General features: G+C 39.8%; 13 protein-coding genes, 3 tRNA genes and 1 riboswitch. Of the genes, 7 read left to right on the top strand and 9 right to left on the bottom strand.

Annotated features, from left to right (window positions below; genetic code table 11):
* Positions 1-138: 138 nt before the first annotated feature.
* The 4 genes from BKK54_RS06385 to wecA form a co-directional block, all read right to left on the bottom strand.
* Positions 139-215 (bottom strand) — tRNA-Pro (locus BKK54_RS06385).
* Positions 216-223: 8 nt separating this feature from the next.
* Positions 224-299: transfer RNA gene (locus BKK54_RS06380), tRNA-His, on the bottom strand.
* Between the two features lie 29 nt (positions 300-328).
* Positions 329-405, bottom strand: a tRNA-Arg gene (locus BKK54_RS06375).
* A 167-nt stretch (positions 406-572) separates the two neighbouring features.
* The gene (gene wecA, locus BKK54_RS06370) at positions 573-1,637 is read right to left on the bottom strand and encodes a UDP-N-acetylglucosamine--undecaprenyl-phosphate N-acetylglucosaminephosphotransferase (protein ID WP_077542283.1); all 1,065 of its coding nucleotides are present in this window, start codon (positions 1,635-1,637) and stop codon (positions 573-575) included.
* A 123-nt stretch (positions 1,638-1,760) separates the two neighbouring features.
* Between wecA and hemL the strand changes: the two genes are divergently transcribed.
* Positions 1,761-3,044 (top strand): glutamate-1-semialdehyde 2,1-aminomutase, encoded by a 1,284-nt coding sequence (gene hemL, locus BKK54_RS06365; protein WP_077542282.1) that lies wholly within the window; start codon positions 1,761-1,763, stop codon positions 3,042-3,044.
* Between the two features lie 195 nt (positions 3,045-3,239).
* Here the strand turns inward: hemL and glnD are convergent, their stop codons facing one another.
* Positions 3,240-5,831, bottom strand: coding sequence for a bifunctional uridylyltransferase/uridylyl-removing protein GlnD (gene glnD / locus BKK54_RS06360; RefSeq protein WP_077542290.1), 2,592 nt, complete (start codon positions 5,829-5,831; stop codon positions 3,240-3,242).
* A gap of 73 nt (positions 5,832-5,904) precedes the next feature.
* Positions 5,905-6,708 (bottom strand): type I methionyl aminopeptidase, encoded by an 804-nt coding sequence (map, locus tag BKK54_RS06355; RefSeq protein ID WP_077542281.1) that lies wholly within the window; start codon positions 6,706-6,708, stop codon positions 5,905-5,907.
* 127 nt (positions 6,709-6,835) lie between these two features.
* On the opposite strand from map, the gene erpA reads away from it, so the two are divergent.
* Genes erpA through mrcB form a run of 3 tightly spaced genes read left to right on the top strand, consistent with a single transcriptional unit; the run spans position 6,836 to position 9,904 of the window.
* A complete protein-coding gene (gene erpA, locus BKK54_RS06350) occupies positions 6,836-7,180 on the top strand; it encodes an iron-sulfur cluster insertion protein ErpA (protein ID WP_077494827.1) in 345 nt (114 codons plus the stop codon).
* Between the two features lies 1 nt (position 7,181).
* A complete protein-coding gene (locus tag BKK54_RS06345) occupies positions 7,182-7,535 on the top strand; it encodes a YacL family protein (protein ID WP_077542280.1) in 354 nt (117 codons plus the stop codon).
* Between the two features lie 5 nt (positions 7,536-7,540).
* The gene (gene mrcB, locus BKK54_RS06340) at positions 7,541-9,904 is read left to right on the top strand and encodes a penicillin-binding protein 1B (protein ID WP_077542279.1); all 2,364 of its coding nucleotides are present in this window, start codon (positions 7,541-7,543) and stop codon (positions 9,902-9,904) included.
* A gap of 107 nt (positions 9,905-10,011) precedes the next feature.
* Here mrcB and ilvN read toward each other — a convergent pair whose 3' ends face one another.
* The 3 genes from ilvN to BKK54_RS06325 form a co-directional block, all read right to left on the bottom strand.
* Positions 10,012-10,503, bottom strand: coding sequence for an acetolactate synthase small subunit (gene ilvN / locus BKK54_RS06335; protein ID WP_077542278.1), 492 nt, complete (start codon positions 10,501-10,503; stop codon positions 10,012-10,014).
* Positions 10,503-12,227 carry an acetolactate synthase 3 large subunit gene (locus BKK54_RS06330; RefSeq protein WP_077542277.1) on the bottom strand — a complete coding sequence of 575 codons (1,725 nt, stop codon included), beginning with the start codon at positions 12,225-12,227 and terminating at the stop codon, positions 10,503-10,505. The genes ilvN and BKK54_RS06330 overlap by 1 nt, the downstream gene beginning before the upstream one ends.
* Before the next feature lie 262 nt (positions 12,228-12,489).
* Complete coding sequence (locus tag BKK54_RS06325; RefSeq protein ID WP_077542276.1) at positions 12,490-14,010, bottom strand: Na+/H+ antiporter NhaC family protein; 1,521 nt, start codon at positions 14,008-14,010, stop codon at positions 12,490-12,492.
* A 57-nt stretch (positions 14,011-14,067) separates the two neighbouring features.
* Positions 14,068-14,238, bottom strand: a riboswitch (Lysine riboswitch).
* A 202-nt stretch (positions 14,239-14,440) separates the two neighbouring features.
* Between BKK54_RS06325 and BKK54_RS06315 the strand changes: the two genes are divergently transcribed.
* The 3 genes from BKK54_RS06315 (at position 14,441) to aroA (ending at position 17,057) form a co-directional block, all read left to right on the top strand.
* A complete protein-coding gene (locus BKK54_RS06315; RefSeq protein ID WP_077542275.1) occupies positions 14,441-14,848 on the top strand; it encodes an H-NS family nucleoid-associated regulatory protein in 408 nt (135 codons plus the stop codon).
* A 74-nt stretch (positions 14,849-14,922) separates the two neighbouring features.
* A complete protein-coding gene (gene purU, locus BKK54_RS06310; RefSeq protein ID WP_077542289.1) occupies positions 14,923-15,759 on the top strand; it encodes a formyltetrahydrofolate deformylase in 837 nt (278 codons plus the stop codon).
* Entirely contained in the window at positions 15,759-17,057 is a 1,299-nt protein-coding gene (aroA, locus tag BKK54_RS06305; protein WP_077542274.1) for a 3-phosphoshikimate 1-carboxyvinyltransferase, read from the top strand. Before purU ends, aroA begins: the two co-directional genes overlap by 1 nt.
* The last annotated feature ends 56 nt before the right edge of the window (positions 17,058-17,113 follow it).

Genomic DNA, 17,113 nt, shown 5'->3' with positions numbered 1-17,113 from the left:
AGCTATAATAATACATCACTTAAAGTAATATGAATTTCTAGTTTCAGCACCTATTAAGACTTCAAAATTAAAATATTTTAATAAGTCAATCAACAAGTGCCCACACAGATTGTCTGATTCGTTGTTAAAGAGCAAAAGTGGTCGGCGAGATAGGATTTGAACCTACGACCCACTGGTCCCAAACCAGTTGCGCTACCAAGCTGCGCTACTCGCCGACATTTAATGGGGTGGCTAATGGGACTTGAACCCACGACAACCGGAATCACAATCCGGGGCTCTACCAACTGAGCTATAGCCACCATAAACTTCGTTTTCATTGCATTGACTCTGGCGCGCTCGACAAGATTCGAACTTGCGACCTTTGGCTCCGGAGGCCAACGCTCTATCCAACTGAGCTACGAACGCGTACTGCGTCGTTGCGGGGCGTATATTAATGATTTCAATATTCCTTGTCTAGCACTTTTTTTTAATTTTTTCTTGAAAGATAGTTTTTTATTCAATTTGTATAGATTTTGTAAATATTCCGCTCACTTTAAAAACGTTCTACTATTATTTATGTACTACTATCCCTACTATATTTTCGCCTTTCTTGCTCTACGTTTCATTCTTCGTACAAAACGAGTAATCCGCCATGCTCTTGTAATGGAATAAACATAAAGAAAGAACAAGACAAAGAATCCAATAAACATCACCCATTCATTGATATAGTAAATTTCACCTAGAATACCAATTGTTGCGCAAATAGCGGACATTAAAGTAATTAAGAGAAAAGCTTGGCGAGATGTTAACCCCGCCCGCACCATTAAATGATGTACATGCAAACGATCCGGTCGAAACGGGCTTTTCCCTTTTCTCAAACGACGGTAAATAATCGCCACCATATCAATCAGTGGTATTGCAATCACCCAAAGTGCCGTGACAGGATTCATTGGATGCCCTTTACCTTGGGTACTTAACAATAAAATCCAAATGATCGTAAAACCCACCAACGTACTTCCTGCATCCCCCATGAAGACTTTGTATTTTGGGCCAAACGGAATGCCGAGATTTAACATTAAATAAGGTAGTATTGCAGCAATCAAGGCAAAGCTCCAATGTGCCATATCCATTTGCCCGTCACGAAACATTAAGATCCCAATCGCAGCAAAGGAGACACAAGATAATCCACCAAGTAACCCATCAATACCGTCAATCATATTGAAGGCATTAATAATCGCAATGGTAGCAAACACTGTAATCACTAGCCCAATAGAACCAAGGGTTAATTGGAAAGGCCCTAAAATTTGTCCAAAATGATCAAGATAAACATTGCCGAGATCGATCATCAAAATAGCCAGCACAGCTTGAATTCCGGCCCGTAAAAAAGGGCTAATATCAAAGCGATCATCTAAGATTCCAATGGCAAGCAACACGAAAATACTAAATAGATATAAATAAGGGAGACGAAGTTGATCCCACTCCATTAAGTAATAACAGAGATTTCCCATAAAAAGGGATACGCCGCCAATTAAAGGAATTGCGCCTTGGTGACGCTTACGATAATTGGGTTTATCCACCAAACCGATTTTATTCGCAATAGGGCGCATAACCATTAAGGTCAGAAATGCACCAAGAAAAGTAACAATAAGACTTAACATAGATTGACCTTCATCATTTTTTGTAAAGGATAACATAAGGAAAATTTAGCAAGAAAGATATTTTTAACAAAGCCAGTATTTTTAAGTACAATAGCGTCACTTTTTTATATTCAAGGAAAAACAATGACAAATTCAACCGCACTTTTTTCTCGTGCACAACAAATTATTCCCGGTGGTGTCAATTCCCCCGTTCGGGCGTTTAAAGGTGTAGGAGGAACACCGGTATTTATTCAAAAAGCACAAGGTGCTTATATTTACGACACGGATAGCAAACCATATATTGATTATGTGGGTTCTTGGGGGCCAATGATTTTAGGACATAACCACCCCACTATTTTAAATGCCGTATTGAAAGCGGCAGAAAATGGGTTAAGTTTCGGCGCACCTACACCTTCAGAAATTGATCTTGCTGAATTGGTTTGCGAACTGATGCCTTCTATTGAAATGGTGAGAATGGTGAGCTCCGGCACTGAAGCAACGATGACTGCTATTCGCCTTGCCCGTGGTTATACCGGTCGGGATAAAATTTTAAAATTTGAAGGTTGTTACCACGGCCATTCCGACTCACTTTTAGTCAAAGCAGGTTCCGGTGCACTCACACTCGGTCAACCAAGTTCTCCGGGCGTGCCTGAAGATTTTGCCAAACATACCCTTACTGCCGAATACAATAATTTAGATTCTGTTAAGCAATTATTTGAACAATTTCCTGATAGCATTGCTTGCGTCATTATTGAACCCGTTGCGGGTAATATGAATTGCATTCCACCTAAAGCCGGTTTCTTGCAAGTCTTGCGTGAACTTTGTGACAAATATGGCGCACTTTTCATCATTGATGAAGTGATGACGGGGTTCCGTGTGGCACTTGCAGGAGCGCAAGCTTATTATGGTGTTACACCTGATCTCACTACGCTTGGGAAGGTTATTGGCGGGGGAATGCCTGTGGGAGCTGTAGGCGGAAAAAAAGCCGTCATGGAATATCTTGCGCCAACAGGCCCGGTTTACCAAGCGGGGACCTTATCCGGTAACCCTATCGCCATGGCAGCCGGCTTAGCTTGTTTAAATGAATTAAAAATGGCGGGGAACGAACAAAAGCTCGCTGAAAAAACCGAAAAACTTTGTTTAGGTTTAAAAACGTTGGCAGAAAAACACAAGGTTCCATTTGTCGTCAATTATGTAGGTGGAATGTTCGGTATTTTCTTTACCGATCAAAAAGAAGTAACCTCTTATGCCGAAGTCATGAAATGTGATACGGAAAAATTCAAAATTTTCTTCCATAAGATGCTTGATTTGGGTGTCTATCTTGCCCCATCAGCATTTGAAGCCGGCTTTATGTCTCTTGCTCATACCGATAAAGACATTGCCAAAACACTGGAAGCGGCCGATATTGCTTTTGCTTCCCTTCGCTAATCCTCAAAAGTGCGGTCAAATTTCACCGCACTTTTTTCTTATTTCGGTATTATGTCGCAGTTGCGCAAATCTGTTTTTAGGGTAGGGACGTACTGAGTGTGTCCGTATTTCAATATGTTATAAGCGGACACACGCAGTGTGTCTCTACATATCATTGAAATTTCTACTTTTGTACATTTGCTACATAATACCGTCTTATTTAATCTTTTGCTCAATAACCTGACGCAGCGTTTCTCTTTCTGCCAATGTTAAGGCTTTATTGTCTTTATTTTTTAAGATGAAAAAATCTTCCGCTTTTTCACCTATGGTCGTAATTTTAGCATTCAGCAAATTTATCTGAAGATCATTGAAGATTTGACTCACCTCTGCCAATAAGCCCGGTTTATCCAATGCAATCAATTCCATTTCCGTATGCTCCGTTTTATTTTCATGTAAAAAACGAACATCTGTTTTCACACTGAAATGCTGTAATTGGCGATTGGAAACCATTGAGGATAACAACGTTTTTTCACTTTGTAATGCTTTTGTCAGCGCCCCTTCTAATTCACGGCGACGATCAAATTTGACTAAATTGCCGTTAAGTTCTGTAATGATAAAACTGTCGAATACGTGGCCATCTTGTGCCGTGATAATTTGCGCATCATGGATACTGAATTTTTTCGCCCCGATGGTCGTCACCACTTTATTAAATAAGTGTGGCTGATCCTGGCAATAAATAAACACTTCTGTTCCGCCAAGAGAAAAACGATTTGTCACTTTCACCAGTAATTCACCGGAAAAATCCACCAACAATGCCGTATGTCCCGCAATTTGTTTAGGCGTATTACGTAGAAAATACTCCTCAGGGCAACGCCCCCATAATAGCAGGACAGTTTCCTCAGAAATAGAGAGCAATGAGGATTGCAAGATTTGCCATGCCAAGCGGCGATTTTCTTCTGATTTTTCCGAGTAATCCAATAATTCCACCATACCCTGACTGAATTGCTGTTGAGTAAAATGATACAAAGAAGAAAAAAGCGATCGCTTCCAACTATTCCAAAGGGTGCTGTTAGTGGCACAAATATCTGCAACTGTGAGGCAGGTTAAATAATCTAGTCGTACTTGATTCTGTACCTCTTCCGCAAACTTCATCACCACTTCCGGATCATAAATATCACGCCGTTGTGCGGTAACGGACATAAGCAAATGTGCCTTCACCAACCAACTCAAGGTATCCGTTTCACGTCGATCAAAACCATGTAATTGGGCAAACTCCATCACATCTACCGCACCAAGTTCTGCATGATCGCCTCCTCGCCCTTTCGCAATATCGTGAAATAATGCGGCAATATACAACAAAGTGCGGTCAAAAAATTGGCTAAATAAACGATGACAAATAGGGTGCTCAGCGGCATTTTCTTCCAATAAAAAACTTTCCAGTTTTAACATCACCCGTAAAGTATGTTCATCCACTGTATAAATATGGAATAAATCAAATTGCATAAGTCCTTCAATTGTCTGCCATTGAGGGAGATAAGCCGTCATGACACCATATTGATGCATAGGAACAAAAGCTCGAGAAATGGCATTTTTCTGATTAAATAAACGTAAAAATTTTTCACGTGCGGCGGGAATTTCACACAATTTTTGTGGCAATTGTTCTAGAGCAAGGCGTAGCTTACGTAAAGTTTCGGAATGAACCGTTGCTTGTTCAAACCGGGTTAAATAAAAAAATAAATCAAGAATACGTTCAGGTTGTTCAAAAAATAAATTCGGATTACGCAAGCATAAACGTTTATTTATCAATTCAAAATCATCGTCTAATTGATGAATAAATACATCATAATGAGGTGATAAAAAATGTTCTCGATAGTGCTGAATCAGAAGATTGCTGATAAGGGAAATACGCTGTAGCGACTGGAAAAACTGTTTCATCATTTTTTCTACGCCTTGATTTCCTTCCCCTTTGAAACCGAGTAATTCACTCACTCTGATTTGACGATCAAATAACAAACGATTGTCATAGCGTTTCAAAATAAGATGCAAAGCGAACCGTATTTTAAACAGAAACGCCCGACTTTCTTGTAACTGTTGATATTCTTGCGGATAAATAAAACCGCTTTTTAAAATTGTCTCCAAGGTCTGAGCCCCTGTATGACGCAATGCCACCCAATACAACAAATGCAAATCCCGCAAACCACCGGGGCTGTATTTAATATCCGGTTCAAGATTGTAACTCGTGTTGTGATAACGCTGATAACGTTCGGTTTGTTCTTGCACTTTCGCATTAAAAAAGGCTTCTTTTGACCAAAAATTATCGGCTTTCACCCGTTTACAAAGCGATTCAAAGTGCGGTCGGTTTCCCGCGAGAAATCTGGCTTCAAACAAATTTGTTGCAATCGTAATGTCTTCCCGCCCTTCACTCTCACATTGTGCCAGCGTACGTACTGAATGTCCGACTTCAAAACCACAATCCCATAAAAACTGAACAAATTGCACGACCTTTTCTTCTATTTCGACAGACATAATTTGCGCAGTGAGAATTAAGAAATCTAAATCTGACAGTGGAAACATTTCCCGCCGCCCATAGCCACCAACGGCAATGAGAGAAAGTTGAGGTTGTTTATCCAACCCAATTTGAATCCATAGCCGTTGCAATAAAGCATCATAAAAATCCGTGCGATTTTCGATCAGTTCGAAAACAGAATATTGTGAAAAATTATTCAGCTCAAATTGTTTAAGATTTTCACGCTGAATTTTGACCGCACTTGGGGTGAGAGGAGAATGAATATCGAAAGGGAAAAGCATAACGATCTCAATTAAATTTATTTGATACACATTATAAAAGGAAAGCCCACCAAAGTGGGCTTTCATAATTAATTTAAATATTCACCATAAGACGTTGAATCCGACCTTCTTGAATTTCTTCATCACGAATCGTCATTACTTCACAGCCGATTTCTGTCACCACAATTTGATGCTCATATTGTGCAGAATGGCTACGATCTTTGGTTTTCACCGTCCAGCCGTCCCCCATTACACGGACTTCTTTCTTACCGGCGTTAATCATCGGTTCAATGGTAAACACCATACCCGGTTTTAAAATCACCCCACCATCATCGGCATAATAATGTAACACTTGCGGATCGCAATGGAATTCTGTACCAATACCATGTCCACAATATTCCCGTACCACGCTAAAACCTTGGCTTTCCGTATATTTTTGCACCGCTTTGCCGATTTCATTTAAGCGAATACCCGGTTTTACCGTACGTAAACCAACATAGAGCGCCTCTTGTGCCGCGTCCACTAATTTTTGGCTACGAATATTGGTTTCTCCCACAACATACATTTTTGAGTTATCGCCAAAATAGCCATCCTTTATCACCGTCACGTCAATATTGACAATATCACCATTTTTCAGCACTTTGTCCGAACTTGGAATACCATGACAAACCACCTCGTTAATAGAAATACAAGTTGCCTTAGGAAAACCATGATAATTTAGGCAAGCCGGAATCACTTTTTGTTCATTGACCATATACTCGTGGCAAATACGGTCCAATTCCCCCGTTGTAACGCCTGCTTTAACATAAGGCTCAATCATGACCAATACATCTGCAGCCAATTTACACGCTTCACGTAATTTTACAATTTCTTCTTCAGTTCTTAATGGAATTGCCATTTTATTCCTCGCTATTTGAACATAACAATGTTGCGAATTGTAGCACGATTTCCGTGAAAAATCTTGAATGCCTTAGTCGGTTATTGGATAATAGCCCCAATTCAAATTTAGGAAAGTGGAAAATAATATGACAGATAATCTTGCCGTCCCGCTTATATTTACCGATGCAGCTGCCAATAAAGTAAAAAGTTTAATTAGCGAAGAAGAAAATAACAATCTTAAACTCCGTGTTTATATTACCGGTGGGGGTTGTAGCGGTTTCCAATATGGTTTTACCTTTGATGAAACAGTAAATGAAGGAGACTTAACTATCGAAAAATCCGGCGTACAACTTGTGATTGACCCAATGAGTTTGCAATATTTGATCGGTGGTACCGTCGATTATACGGAAGGCTTAGAAGGTTCTCGCTTTATCGTCAATAACCCAAATGCCTCCAGTACTTGTGGTTGCGGATCCTCTTTCAGTATTTAATATGGATTTTCAATTTACTTCTCACTTGGGCAATATTACGGCTAAATGTTCAATGGAACACATTGCCCTTGCCAATTGGTTCAATACGGAAGTGCGGTCAAATCCACAATCGATTTTGACCGCACTTTCTACCGCTCAGCAACTAACTGAGAATCAAGAAACCCGCTTGATTGGTACGGAATATACGCTCTTTTTAAATGCTGATGAAGTGATGGTACGTGCCAATAACCTAATGATGGAATCCGATGAAATCTTAGAAGAGGATTTCCATTACTATGATGAAGAAAGTATCGCCTTTTGTGGCACGCCTGATTTTATTCATTTCCTTAAATCCTACCTTGATTTTATTGCATAGCAACAATGACCGCAGAAAACAACAAACAAGAAAAAAGCCAAGAATCGAAACCAAGCAAGCGTCATACTTGCAAAATATTTCTATTCAAAGCCGGATTCACAACAGCTGTGCTCACGGCTTTTTATGGCGGTTATTTAGATTGGCAAATTCGAGCCAAAATGGACGGGCAAATTTGGCGTTTACCCGCTGAAGTATATAGCCGAATTGAAAGCGTCAGAATTTCCGATGACCTCAGTTTTGATGAGGTCGTTCAAATTTTATTGGATAATGAATATCGCCAGACCACGATGGTTGCCGCTCCCGGCGATTTCAAATTGGAAGATAATACAATAGTTGTTTTACGCCGTGCCTTCCCTTTCCCCGATAAACCGGAACCGCAGCGAGTATTACGCTTGCGTTTTACAGACAATAAATTAAGTCGAATTGAAGATCTTGTCACTGTTCAAGCTATTGATGAATTTCGTCTTGCGCCAAAACTTATCGCAATGTTGGAATCAGACAACGAGGATCGTCTTGCCATTCCTCTGCAAAATTATCCTCGTTTACTAATTGATGCGCTCATTTTAACGGAAGATCGCCGTTTTTATGACCATCACGGCATTAATCCCATTGGGATTATGCGCGCATTGATCACCAATATTCGTGCCGGTCAAACGGTACAAGGCGGTAGCACATTAACCCAACAATTAGTTAAAAATCTTTTTTTATCTAGCGAACGCACCCTTGCCCGTAAAGCTAACGAAGCGATCATGGCACTGATTTTAGATTGGCGTTACGATAAAAATCGTATCCTCGAAACCTATCTTAATGAAATTTATCTTGGGCAAAACGGCGATACGCAAATTCACGGTTTTGAACTTGCCAGTCAGTTTTATTTCGGCCGTTCGGTTCGTGAAATCAGTCTCGATCAGATTGCTTTACTCGTAGGGATGGTAAAAGGCCCTTCTCTCTTTAATCCGTGGCGAAATCCTCAAAATGCCCTTAAACGCCGTAATGTCGTGTTAAAACTAATGCTCGATCATCAAATGATTGGTGATGAACTTTACGAATTACTTAGCAACCGCCCTCTTGGCGTGCAGACTAAGGGGCAAATTTCACGCAAATATCCTGCCTTTATTCAAACACTAAGGGCAGATTTACGCCGTTTAGTGGGTGAACATAAAAGCGCTAGCCTACTCGGTGCACGTATTTTCTCAACGATGGATCTCAAACAGCAAGAACAATCGGAAAATGCCGTAGTCAATACGGTTTCTAAATTACAAGTAACAACGAAGAATCCTTATTTGGAAGGGGCAATGATTGTGGCAGATTATCGTACCGGTGAAATTCGCTCCGTTGTCGGTGGATTACAAACCCAATATGCCGGTTTCAATCGGGCATTAATGTCGAAACGTCAAATAGGATCATTGGTCAAACCTTCTATTTATTTGACCGCACTTTCTTATCCTGAGCAATTCCGTCTCAACACGCCGATTAATAATCAACCGATTACTATTAACGTAAAAGGTAGCCCACCTTGGCAGCCGCGTAACTATGATCGTAAATATAGCGGTTCGATCATGCTGATGGACGCCCTTGCCCGTTCTTTAAATATTCCGACTGTTAATATTGGTATGAAAGTGGGTTTAAATAAGGTGATTGATACACAAAAAGCGATGGGTTGGGATAATGTAGCAATCCCTAAAGTGCCGGCAATGTTACTTGGTTCTTACGCTATTTCCCCTTACGATGTGACGAAACTCTATCAAACCATCGCCAACCAAGGTGGAAGAATTGATTTAACTACCGTGGATAGCATTTCAGATCGCCAAGGTAATCTAATTTATCAGCATAAAAAAGAGGCTGAACAAGTCGTCTCCCAAGAAGCGGCCTTCCAAACCTTATTTGCGATGCAACAAACCGTGGAACGAGGCACAGCGCGCAGTTTACAAAATGACTATGCGAATCTTCATTTAGCCGGAAAAACCGGTACCACAAATGACGCACGTGATACATGGTTTGTCGGTATTGACGGACGAAATGTAAGTACCATTTGGCTCGGGCGTGATGATAACGGTGAAACTAAACTGACCGGCGCATCCGGTGCACTACAAATTTATAAAGACTATCTCAATCGTGTTTACATTGAAAAATTAAAACTGCAAAAGCCCGCGGCGATAAAATGGGTTGGGATTAATCAATATGGTAGTTGGGATTGTGGCAGTAACCGTGCTATTCCTGTATGGGCAAATAAAGGGCAGAGTTTTTGCAGTACCTCAACTACTATGCCATCTTATGATACAGCTCCCCGCCCTACGCCAACTGAACCCCGTGGCAGTTTATGGGATGTCTTAGATAATGCGCCGATCAAGGAAGCGAAACCTGAATAATGAAGTGATTTTTAAAAATCCAATCATTAAGGACGCCAAGCTGCGTCCTTTTAATCATATAGTTATGATAGCCATGAAAATGCGGAGAAAATCAACCGCACTTTTTCCTAGAGAATATTTTTCTCTCCACGTGATAAACTGATCAAACCTGAACGAACAATTTCCAACAAAGTGGTTTCTTCTTTCACCGCTTTAACAAAAGCATCAAGTTTATCTTTCGTCCCTGTTAATTGAACGGTATAAGATTTAGGCGTAACATCCACAATCTGACCGCGAAAAATATCGGCAAGACGTTTAATTTCATCACGTGATGCGCCTGTTGCACGTATTTTTACCAATAAAACCTCACGTTCAACATGTTCGTGATCACTGAGATTAATCACTTTAAAGACATCCACAAGTTTATGCAGTTGTTTTTCAATTTGTTCAAGCACTTGTTCATCGCCTACGGCTTCAATGGTCATCCTTGATAAAGTGGGATCATCCGTTGGGGCAACAGTCAGGCTTTCAATATTAAATGCCCGTTGAGAGAATAAACCGACTACGCGCGATAATGCGCCGGATTCATTTTCTAATAAAACAGATAATACTCTACGCATTATGCTTTCTCCTCTTGAGGTTTGCTTAAAATCATTTCATTCATTGCACCACCACGCACTTGCATTGGGTAAACATGTTCACTTTCATCAACATTAATATCGACAAAGACGAGCTTATTTTTAAGTTTAAATGCCTCTTCTAATTTGCTTTCCAACTCATCGGGTGTAGCAATCTTAATTCCTATGTGTCCATAGGATTCTGCCAATTTCACAAAATCCGGAAGAGAATTCATATAAGTTTGCGAATGCCGTCCCGAATAAATCAAGTCTTGCCATTGTTTTACCATACCTAAAAAATGATTATTCAAACAAATAATGACAATAGGAATACCGTATTGCGTTGCGGTGGATAATTCCTGAATATTCATTTGAATGCTACCATCCCCCGTCACACATACTACCGTTGCGTTTGGTTGCGCAAGTTTTACCCCCAATGCAGCAGGTAAACCAAAGCCCATCGTGCCTAACCCACCAGAATTGATCCAGCGACGCGGTTGATTAAATGGGTAATGCAATGCCGCAAACATTTGATGTTGTCCAACATCCGAAGCGACATAAGCCTCACCATGAGTAATACGGTAAACGGCTTCCATCACTTGTTGAGGTTTAATCACCCCTGAAGTGCGGTCGAAATCCAAGCAGTTTTTGGCTTTCCACTCATTAATTTGTTTCCACCAGTCTTCAAGATGATTTTGTGGGCGATTCCCCCCATCTTCACCTAATAAACCTAAAAATTCATCTAAGATATTTTTGGCATTGCCAACAATGGGGATTGCCACTTGGACATTTTTAGAAATAGATGTCGGATCAATATCAATTTGAATGACTTTCGCATTTGGACAATATTTTTCAAGATTGTTGGTCGTACGATCATCAAAACGTACCCCAATACCCAAAATTAAATCGCTTTCATGCATCGCATTATTGGCTTCATAAGTCCCGTGCATACCAAGCATACCTAAGAATTGTTTATCCGTACTCGGATAGACACCTAATCCCATCAGTGATGCGGTAACCGGTAAATTCAAACGTTGAGCAAATTGGGTTAATGCTTCACTACATTCTGCGGCAACCGCCCCGCCGCCTACGAATAACACCGGTTTTTTTGCCACTAATAAGGCTTTGAGCGCTTTTTTAATCTGCCCTTTATGTCCGTTTACCGTTGGGTTATAAGAACGCATTTCAACAGATTTTGGATATTCATAAGGAAATTTATGATTCGGGTTTACCGTATCTTTTGGAATATCTACCACAACGGGACCAGGACGACCGGTTGAAGCAATATAAAAGGCTTTTTTGATTGTTTCCGGAATATCTTCTGCTTTTTTGACAATAAAACTGTGTTTTACCACTGGGCGTGAAATCCCCACCATATCACATTCTTGGAATGCATCACGACCAATTAAATGGCTCATTACCTGCCCTGAAATCACTACCATAGGAACAGAATCCGCATAAGCAGTCGCGATACCGGTGATGGCATTCGTTGCACCCGGGCCGGATGTCACCAACACACAACCCACCTTGCCCGTTGCACGCGCATAACCATCTGCCATATGAACAGCGGCTTGTTCATGACGTACAAGAATATGCTCAATACCACCAAGGGTATGAATCGCATCATAAATATCAAGCACTGCCCCCCCAGGATAACCAAATAAATACTCTACGCCTTCATCACGTAGTGATTGTACTACCATTTCTGCACCGGATAATTTTTTCATCATTCACTCCTAAAATTGACCGCACTTTCCATTACTAATAGAGCAATCGTTTGCTCAATCTTCTTTCATCATACTAAGAAAAAAATCTTTGTCTAGTCTCCTAAAAACACAAAAAAATCATTAAATCAGAATTAATAACTAATAATTTATAAAAATATAGCATAAAGAAAAACCACGCATTTAAAAATCAAAAAAAATGCGACATTAAGCCGCATTTTATAAAATATAATTTTTATTTAATTATTTGAATAAAACTAAATTTTTAACGTTTTTTTACAATAAAAACGAGTACAGCTAGAAATATTGCGGTTGCAATAAAACCGGCAACGCCTGATTTAGTAAAGCCAACAACGATATAACCGACGCAAGTCGCCGCTGCCACACTTAAGGCATAAGGTAACTGTGTTGTTACATGATCCATATGATTACATTTTGCCCCTGTCGAGGATAAAATCGTAGTATCCGAGACCGGTGAACAATGATCACCACATACTGCGCCTGCCATCACAGCAGAAAGGCAAGGTAACATCAACTCCGGCGCAGCATTCGTTGCCATCGCCGCGGCAATCGGTAACATAATACCGAACGTCCCCCAACTTGTACCGGTTGAAAATGCCATTGCAGCACCGAGAATAAATAAAATAACCGGTAAAAATTGAACAGGGATACTGCCCGAAACCAAGGAAGATAGGTATTTGCCCGTTTGCATATCACCCACAATTTTATTGATTGTCCAAGCAAAAAATAAAATCGCAATCGCACCAAGCATAGATTTAATGCCTAATCCCCAACTCAGCACGTATTCAGAAAAACTCACTTGGCGATCTAACATAACTAAAATTGAGGAAATAATAACCGCACTGACGCTACCAACAACGAGAGAAACCCCAACATTCGTATTTTCAAAAGCACCTAATACAGAAAATGGCGAATCTGCTTCAGCAAGAGCTTGTCCACCGGTATACATCATCATTGAAACCGTAGCGACAATTAAAACTAAAATAGGGAAAACAAGATTCCGAACATGACCTTTTACGCCAGATACTTCTTCCTGCTCATGATTTTCTCGTGCTATTGCCGCTTTTTCATGACGAGCCATGGAACCAATATCAAAAGAAAAATAAGCCACAAAAAACACCATTAATAGAGCAAAAATTGCATAGTAGTTCATTGAACTCATTGCTACAAATGCCCCCATCGGCGTATATTCAGTAATGGAGTAAGTGGTAAGTAAACCTGCGACTAGAGTGATGATGTAAGCTCCCCAGCTTGAAACAGGCATCATCACGCACATGGGTGCGGCTGTTGAATCTAAAATATATGCCAATTTAGGACGGGAAACTTGAAAACGATCCGTCACAGGACGGGCAATTGCCCCCACTGCAAGGCTATGGAAATAATCATCAATAAACGTGATAAAAACCAATGATGCGGCCAATAATTTTGCACCACGACGATCCTTAATACGTGATTGAGCCCATTCTGCAAAAGCACGATTACTACCTGAAACGGTTAAAAGTGCGGTCAAAATGCCGAGCAAAATTAAAAAAAGCACGATGTTCATATTTGAATTAATTGCCCCCTCACTATACACCAATGAGACAATGTTATCTTTCAAATAAGTTAATGTCGGTAGGATTGAAGCCTCATTGAGCATCAAAGCTCCCACTAAAATACCGGCACTTAAAGAGATTAATACACGGCGTGTCGAGATAGCCAATACAATCGCCAATAAAGCGGGAAGGATAGACCAAATTGAAGAAGAATAATCGATAAGTTCCATTATGTTATACCTAAAAATAATGGAGACAACGGCAGAAAATAGACTTGAAATGACTAGCCTAACCGTAGCGCTCCATAGTTAATCACTATGACAGTAACGTTCCTTTCAGATACGTTACCAACCAGTCAAAATGACTTTTAACTGATTTCGGCAGTGACTCCTTTCTTTTTTCGTCATCGTTATCCACTCAGAAAAAATACTTATAGTAACCGCACCTCTACTTTTATAGGGAATTTAAGATTACAAGAAAAAATGGAAAAGATCTAATAGTTTCTATTAAATAATCTCAGTTAACCTAAATTAAGTACTCAATAATATAAATCTTGCAATATTAGTAAGTCATTTATTTTCTTATTTAATATTTACCTTCTAGATGAGTTTCGTTATTATAATAACCCAATTCATATTGTATATATCACTGAGGTTTACTATGTCTGATTTAATTAAAGCATTTACCAATCTTCGTACTATTCGTTCTGTTGTACGTGATCTTACATTAGAACAAGCAGAAAACTCATTAAAGAAATTTGAAGAGGCAGTTGCAGAAAAACGTGTTCAAATGGAAGAAATGCAAAAAGCTGAAATTGAACGTCAAGCACGTATTGAAAAATATAAAGAATTAATGAAACAAGAAGGAATTACTATAGAAGAATTACAGGATATTATCAGTGGTGTTGGTACATCCAGTGTTCGCCAAAAACGAGCGCCCCGTCCTGCAAAATATCAATATACCGATACAAATGGAAAACAAAAAACATGGACAGGTCAAGGACGCACACCAAGTGTTATTCAAGATGCATTAAACTCTGGTCAATCATTATCTGATTTTGAAATCTAATTATTCAATTCTCAAGAACCCATATTCCTATGGGTTCTTTTTTCTTTTATTACAATAAATGCAGCATTAATATCATGATTGAAAAAAAAATACTTCTCACAGACTGTCCGGATGATAAAGGCTTAATCGCAAAAATCACAAATATTTGCTATAAACATCAACTGAATATCTTACATAATAATGAATTTGTTGATTTCGAGACAAAACATTTCTTTATGCGTACCGAACTTGAAGGAATTTTTAACGAAACAACATTACTTGAAGATCTTAAATATAGTTTACCTAAAGGAACAAATTGTCGTTTAATTAGTACACAACGTAAACGCATTGTCATTTTGGTTACAAAAGAAGCCCATTGTCTTGGTGATATTTTAATGAAAAATTATTATGGGGCTTTGGATGTAGAAATTGCAGCAGTAATTGGCAACCATAGCAATTTACAAGAGTTAGTTGAACGTTTTGATATTCCTTTTCATTGTATCAGCCACGAAGGTTTAACGCGTATTGAACATGATAAATTGCTTTCAGAAAAAATTGATGAATACGCACCGGATTATATTGTCTTGGCAAAATATATGCGTGTACTCAACCCTGAATTTGTAGAACGTTATCCAAACCGCGTGATCAATATTCATCACTCCTTCCTACCGGCGTTTATTGGTGCCAAGCCCTATCAACAAGCCTATGAACGAGGTGTAAAAATCATTGGTGCAACCGCTCATTTCATCAACAATGAATTGGATCAAGGGCCAATTATTATGCAAAATGTCATTCATATCGATCATACCTACAGTGCAGATGCAATGATGCGTGCTGGAAGAGATGTAGAAAAAACCGTGTTAAGCAGAGCACTTGACCTTGCATTACACGATAAAATTTTTGTTTATAAAAATAAGACGGTGGTGCTGTAATGGAAAAAATCACGCTTACACCTATTTGTTCGGTAGAAGGAACCATCAATCTCCCGGGATCAAAAAGTTTATCTAATCGGGCATTACTCCTTGCTGCACTAGCCAAAGGCACAACAAAAGTCACCAATTTGCTTGATAGTGATGATATTCGTCATATGTTAAACGCCCTTAAAGCACTCGGCGTAAATTATCAACTTTCTGAAGATAAAAGAATCTGTGAAATTGAAGGATTAGGTGGTGCATTTAATATTCAGGGTGGACTTTCACTTTTTCTTGGCAATGCCGGGACAGCTATGCGTCCCTTAACCGCCGCACTTTGTCTGAAAAGCGCAACAGAAGGTGAAGTCATTCTCACCGGTGAACCTAGAATGAAAGAACGCCCAATTCGTCATTTAGTGGATGCCCTTCATCAAGCCGGCGCAAATGTACGTTATTTAGAAAATGAAGGCTACCCTCCCCTTGCTATTCGCAACACCGGTATGAAAGGTGGAAAAGTAAAAATTGACGGTTCAATTTCATCACAATTTTTGACCGCACTTTTAATGGTCGCTCCGCTTGCAGAAAGTGATATGGATATTGAGATTATCGGTGAATTGGTTTCCAAACCCTACATTGATATTACATTGGCTATGATGAAAGATTTTGGCATAACTGTTGAAAATCAAGGCTATCAGCATTTCCACATTAAAGGTAACCAATCCTATCTCTCCCCGGGGAAATATTTAGTAGAAGGTGATGCCTCTTCAGCCTCTTATTTCTTGGCTGCCGCAGCCATTAAAGGCAAGGTAAAAGTGACCGGGATTGGCAAAAATTCTATCCAAGGTGACCGATTATTCGCTAATGTATTAGAAAAAATGGGGGCTAAAATTACTTGGGGAGAAGATTTTATTCAAGCCGAAAACGCGAATCTTCAGGGGATTGATATGGATATGAACCATATTCCCGATGCGGCGATGACTATCGCCACCACCGCACTTTTTGCAACAGGTGAAACCACCATTCGCAATATCTACAACTGGCGTGTAAAAGAAACCGATCGCCTTACAGCGATGGCCACAGAATTGCGTAAAATCGGTGCTGAAGTCGAGGAAGGAGAGGATTTCATTCGTATTCAACCGCTTCCATTAGATCAATTCCAACCTGCTGAAATTAAGACTTATAACGATCACCGCATGGCAATGTGCTTTGCCTTAGTCGCACTTTCAGATTCACCGGTCACGATTCTTGATCCGAAGTGCACCGCAAAAACATTCCCAACATTTTTTGATGAATTTGAAAAAATTTGTGTGAGAAATTAGTCACAACGGACGTTTTGCCAATCACTTAGATAAAAACAAAACGTCCTCTCCCTAAC

This window comes from Rodentibacter genomosp. 1 (genome assembly GCF_001999285.1).
Classification (GTDB): Bacteria; Pseudomonadota; Gammaproteobacteria; order Enterobacterales; family Pasteurellaceae; genus Rodentibacter.
The sequence above is the reverse complement of the archived record's forward strand: the minus strand, read 5'-3'. Positions and strand labels throughout refer to the sequence as shown.

What these genes read in the sequence shown, in the direction of transcription:
- map (WP_077542281.1), bottom strand. Translation starts at nt 6,708, where the DNA reads ATGGCAATTCCATTAAGAACTGAAGAAGAAATTGTAAAATTACGTGAA.
- purU (WP_077542289.1), top strand. Translation starts at nt 14,923, where the DNA reads ATGATTGAAAAAAAAATACTTCTCACAGACTGTCCGGATGATAAAGGC.
- BKK54_RS06315 (WP_077542275.1), top strand. Translation starts at nt 14,441, where the DNA reads ATGTCTGATTTAATTAAAGCATTTACCAATCTTCGTACTATTCGTTCT.
- hemL (WP_077542282.1), top strand. Translation starts at nt 1,761, where the DNA reads ATGACAAATTCAACCGCACTTTTTTCTCGTGCACAACAAATTATTCCC.
- mrcB (WP_077542279.1), top strand. Translation starts at nt 7,541, where the DNA reads ATGACCGCAGAAAACAACAAACAAGAAAAAAGCCAAGAATCGAAACCA.
- aroA (WP_077542274.1), top strand. Translation starts at nt 15,759, where the DNA reads ATGGAAAAAATCACGCTTACACCTATTTGTTCGGTAGAAGGAACCATC.
- BKK54_RS06345 (WP_077542280.1), top strand. Translation starts at nt 7,182, where the DNA reads ATGGATTTTCAATTTACTTCTCACTTGGGCAATATTACGGCTAAATGT.
- BKK54_RS06330 (WP_077542277.1), bottom strand. Translation starts at nt 12,227, where the DNA reads ATGAAAAAATTATCCGGTGCAGAAATGGTAGTACAATCACTACGTGAT.
- ilvN (WP_077542278.1), bottom strand. Translation starts at nt 10,503, where the DNA reads ATGCGTAGAGTATTATCTGTTTTATTAGAAAATGAATCCGGCGCATTA.
- glnD (WP_077542290.1), bottom strand. Translation starts at nt 5,831, where the DNA reads ATGCTTTTCCCTTTCGATATTCATTCTCCTCTCACCCCAAGTGCGGTC.
- wecA (WP_077542283.1), bottom strand. Translation starts at nt 1,637, where the DNA reads ATGTTAAGTCTTATTGTTACTTTTCTTGGTGCATTTCTGACCTTAATG.
- erpA (WP_077494827.1), top strand. Translation starts at nt 6,836, where the DNA reads ATGACAGATAATCTTGCCGTCCCGCTTATATTTACCGATGCAGCTGCC.
- BKK54_RS06325 (WP_077542276.1), bottom strand. Translation starts at nt 14,010, where the DNA reads ATGGAACTTATCGATTATTCTTCTTCAATTTGGTCTATCCTTCCCGCT.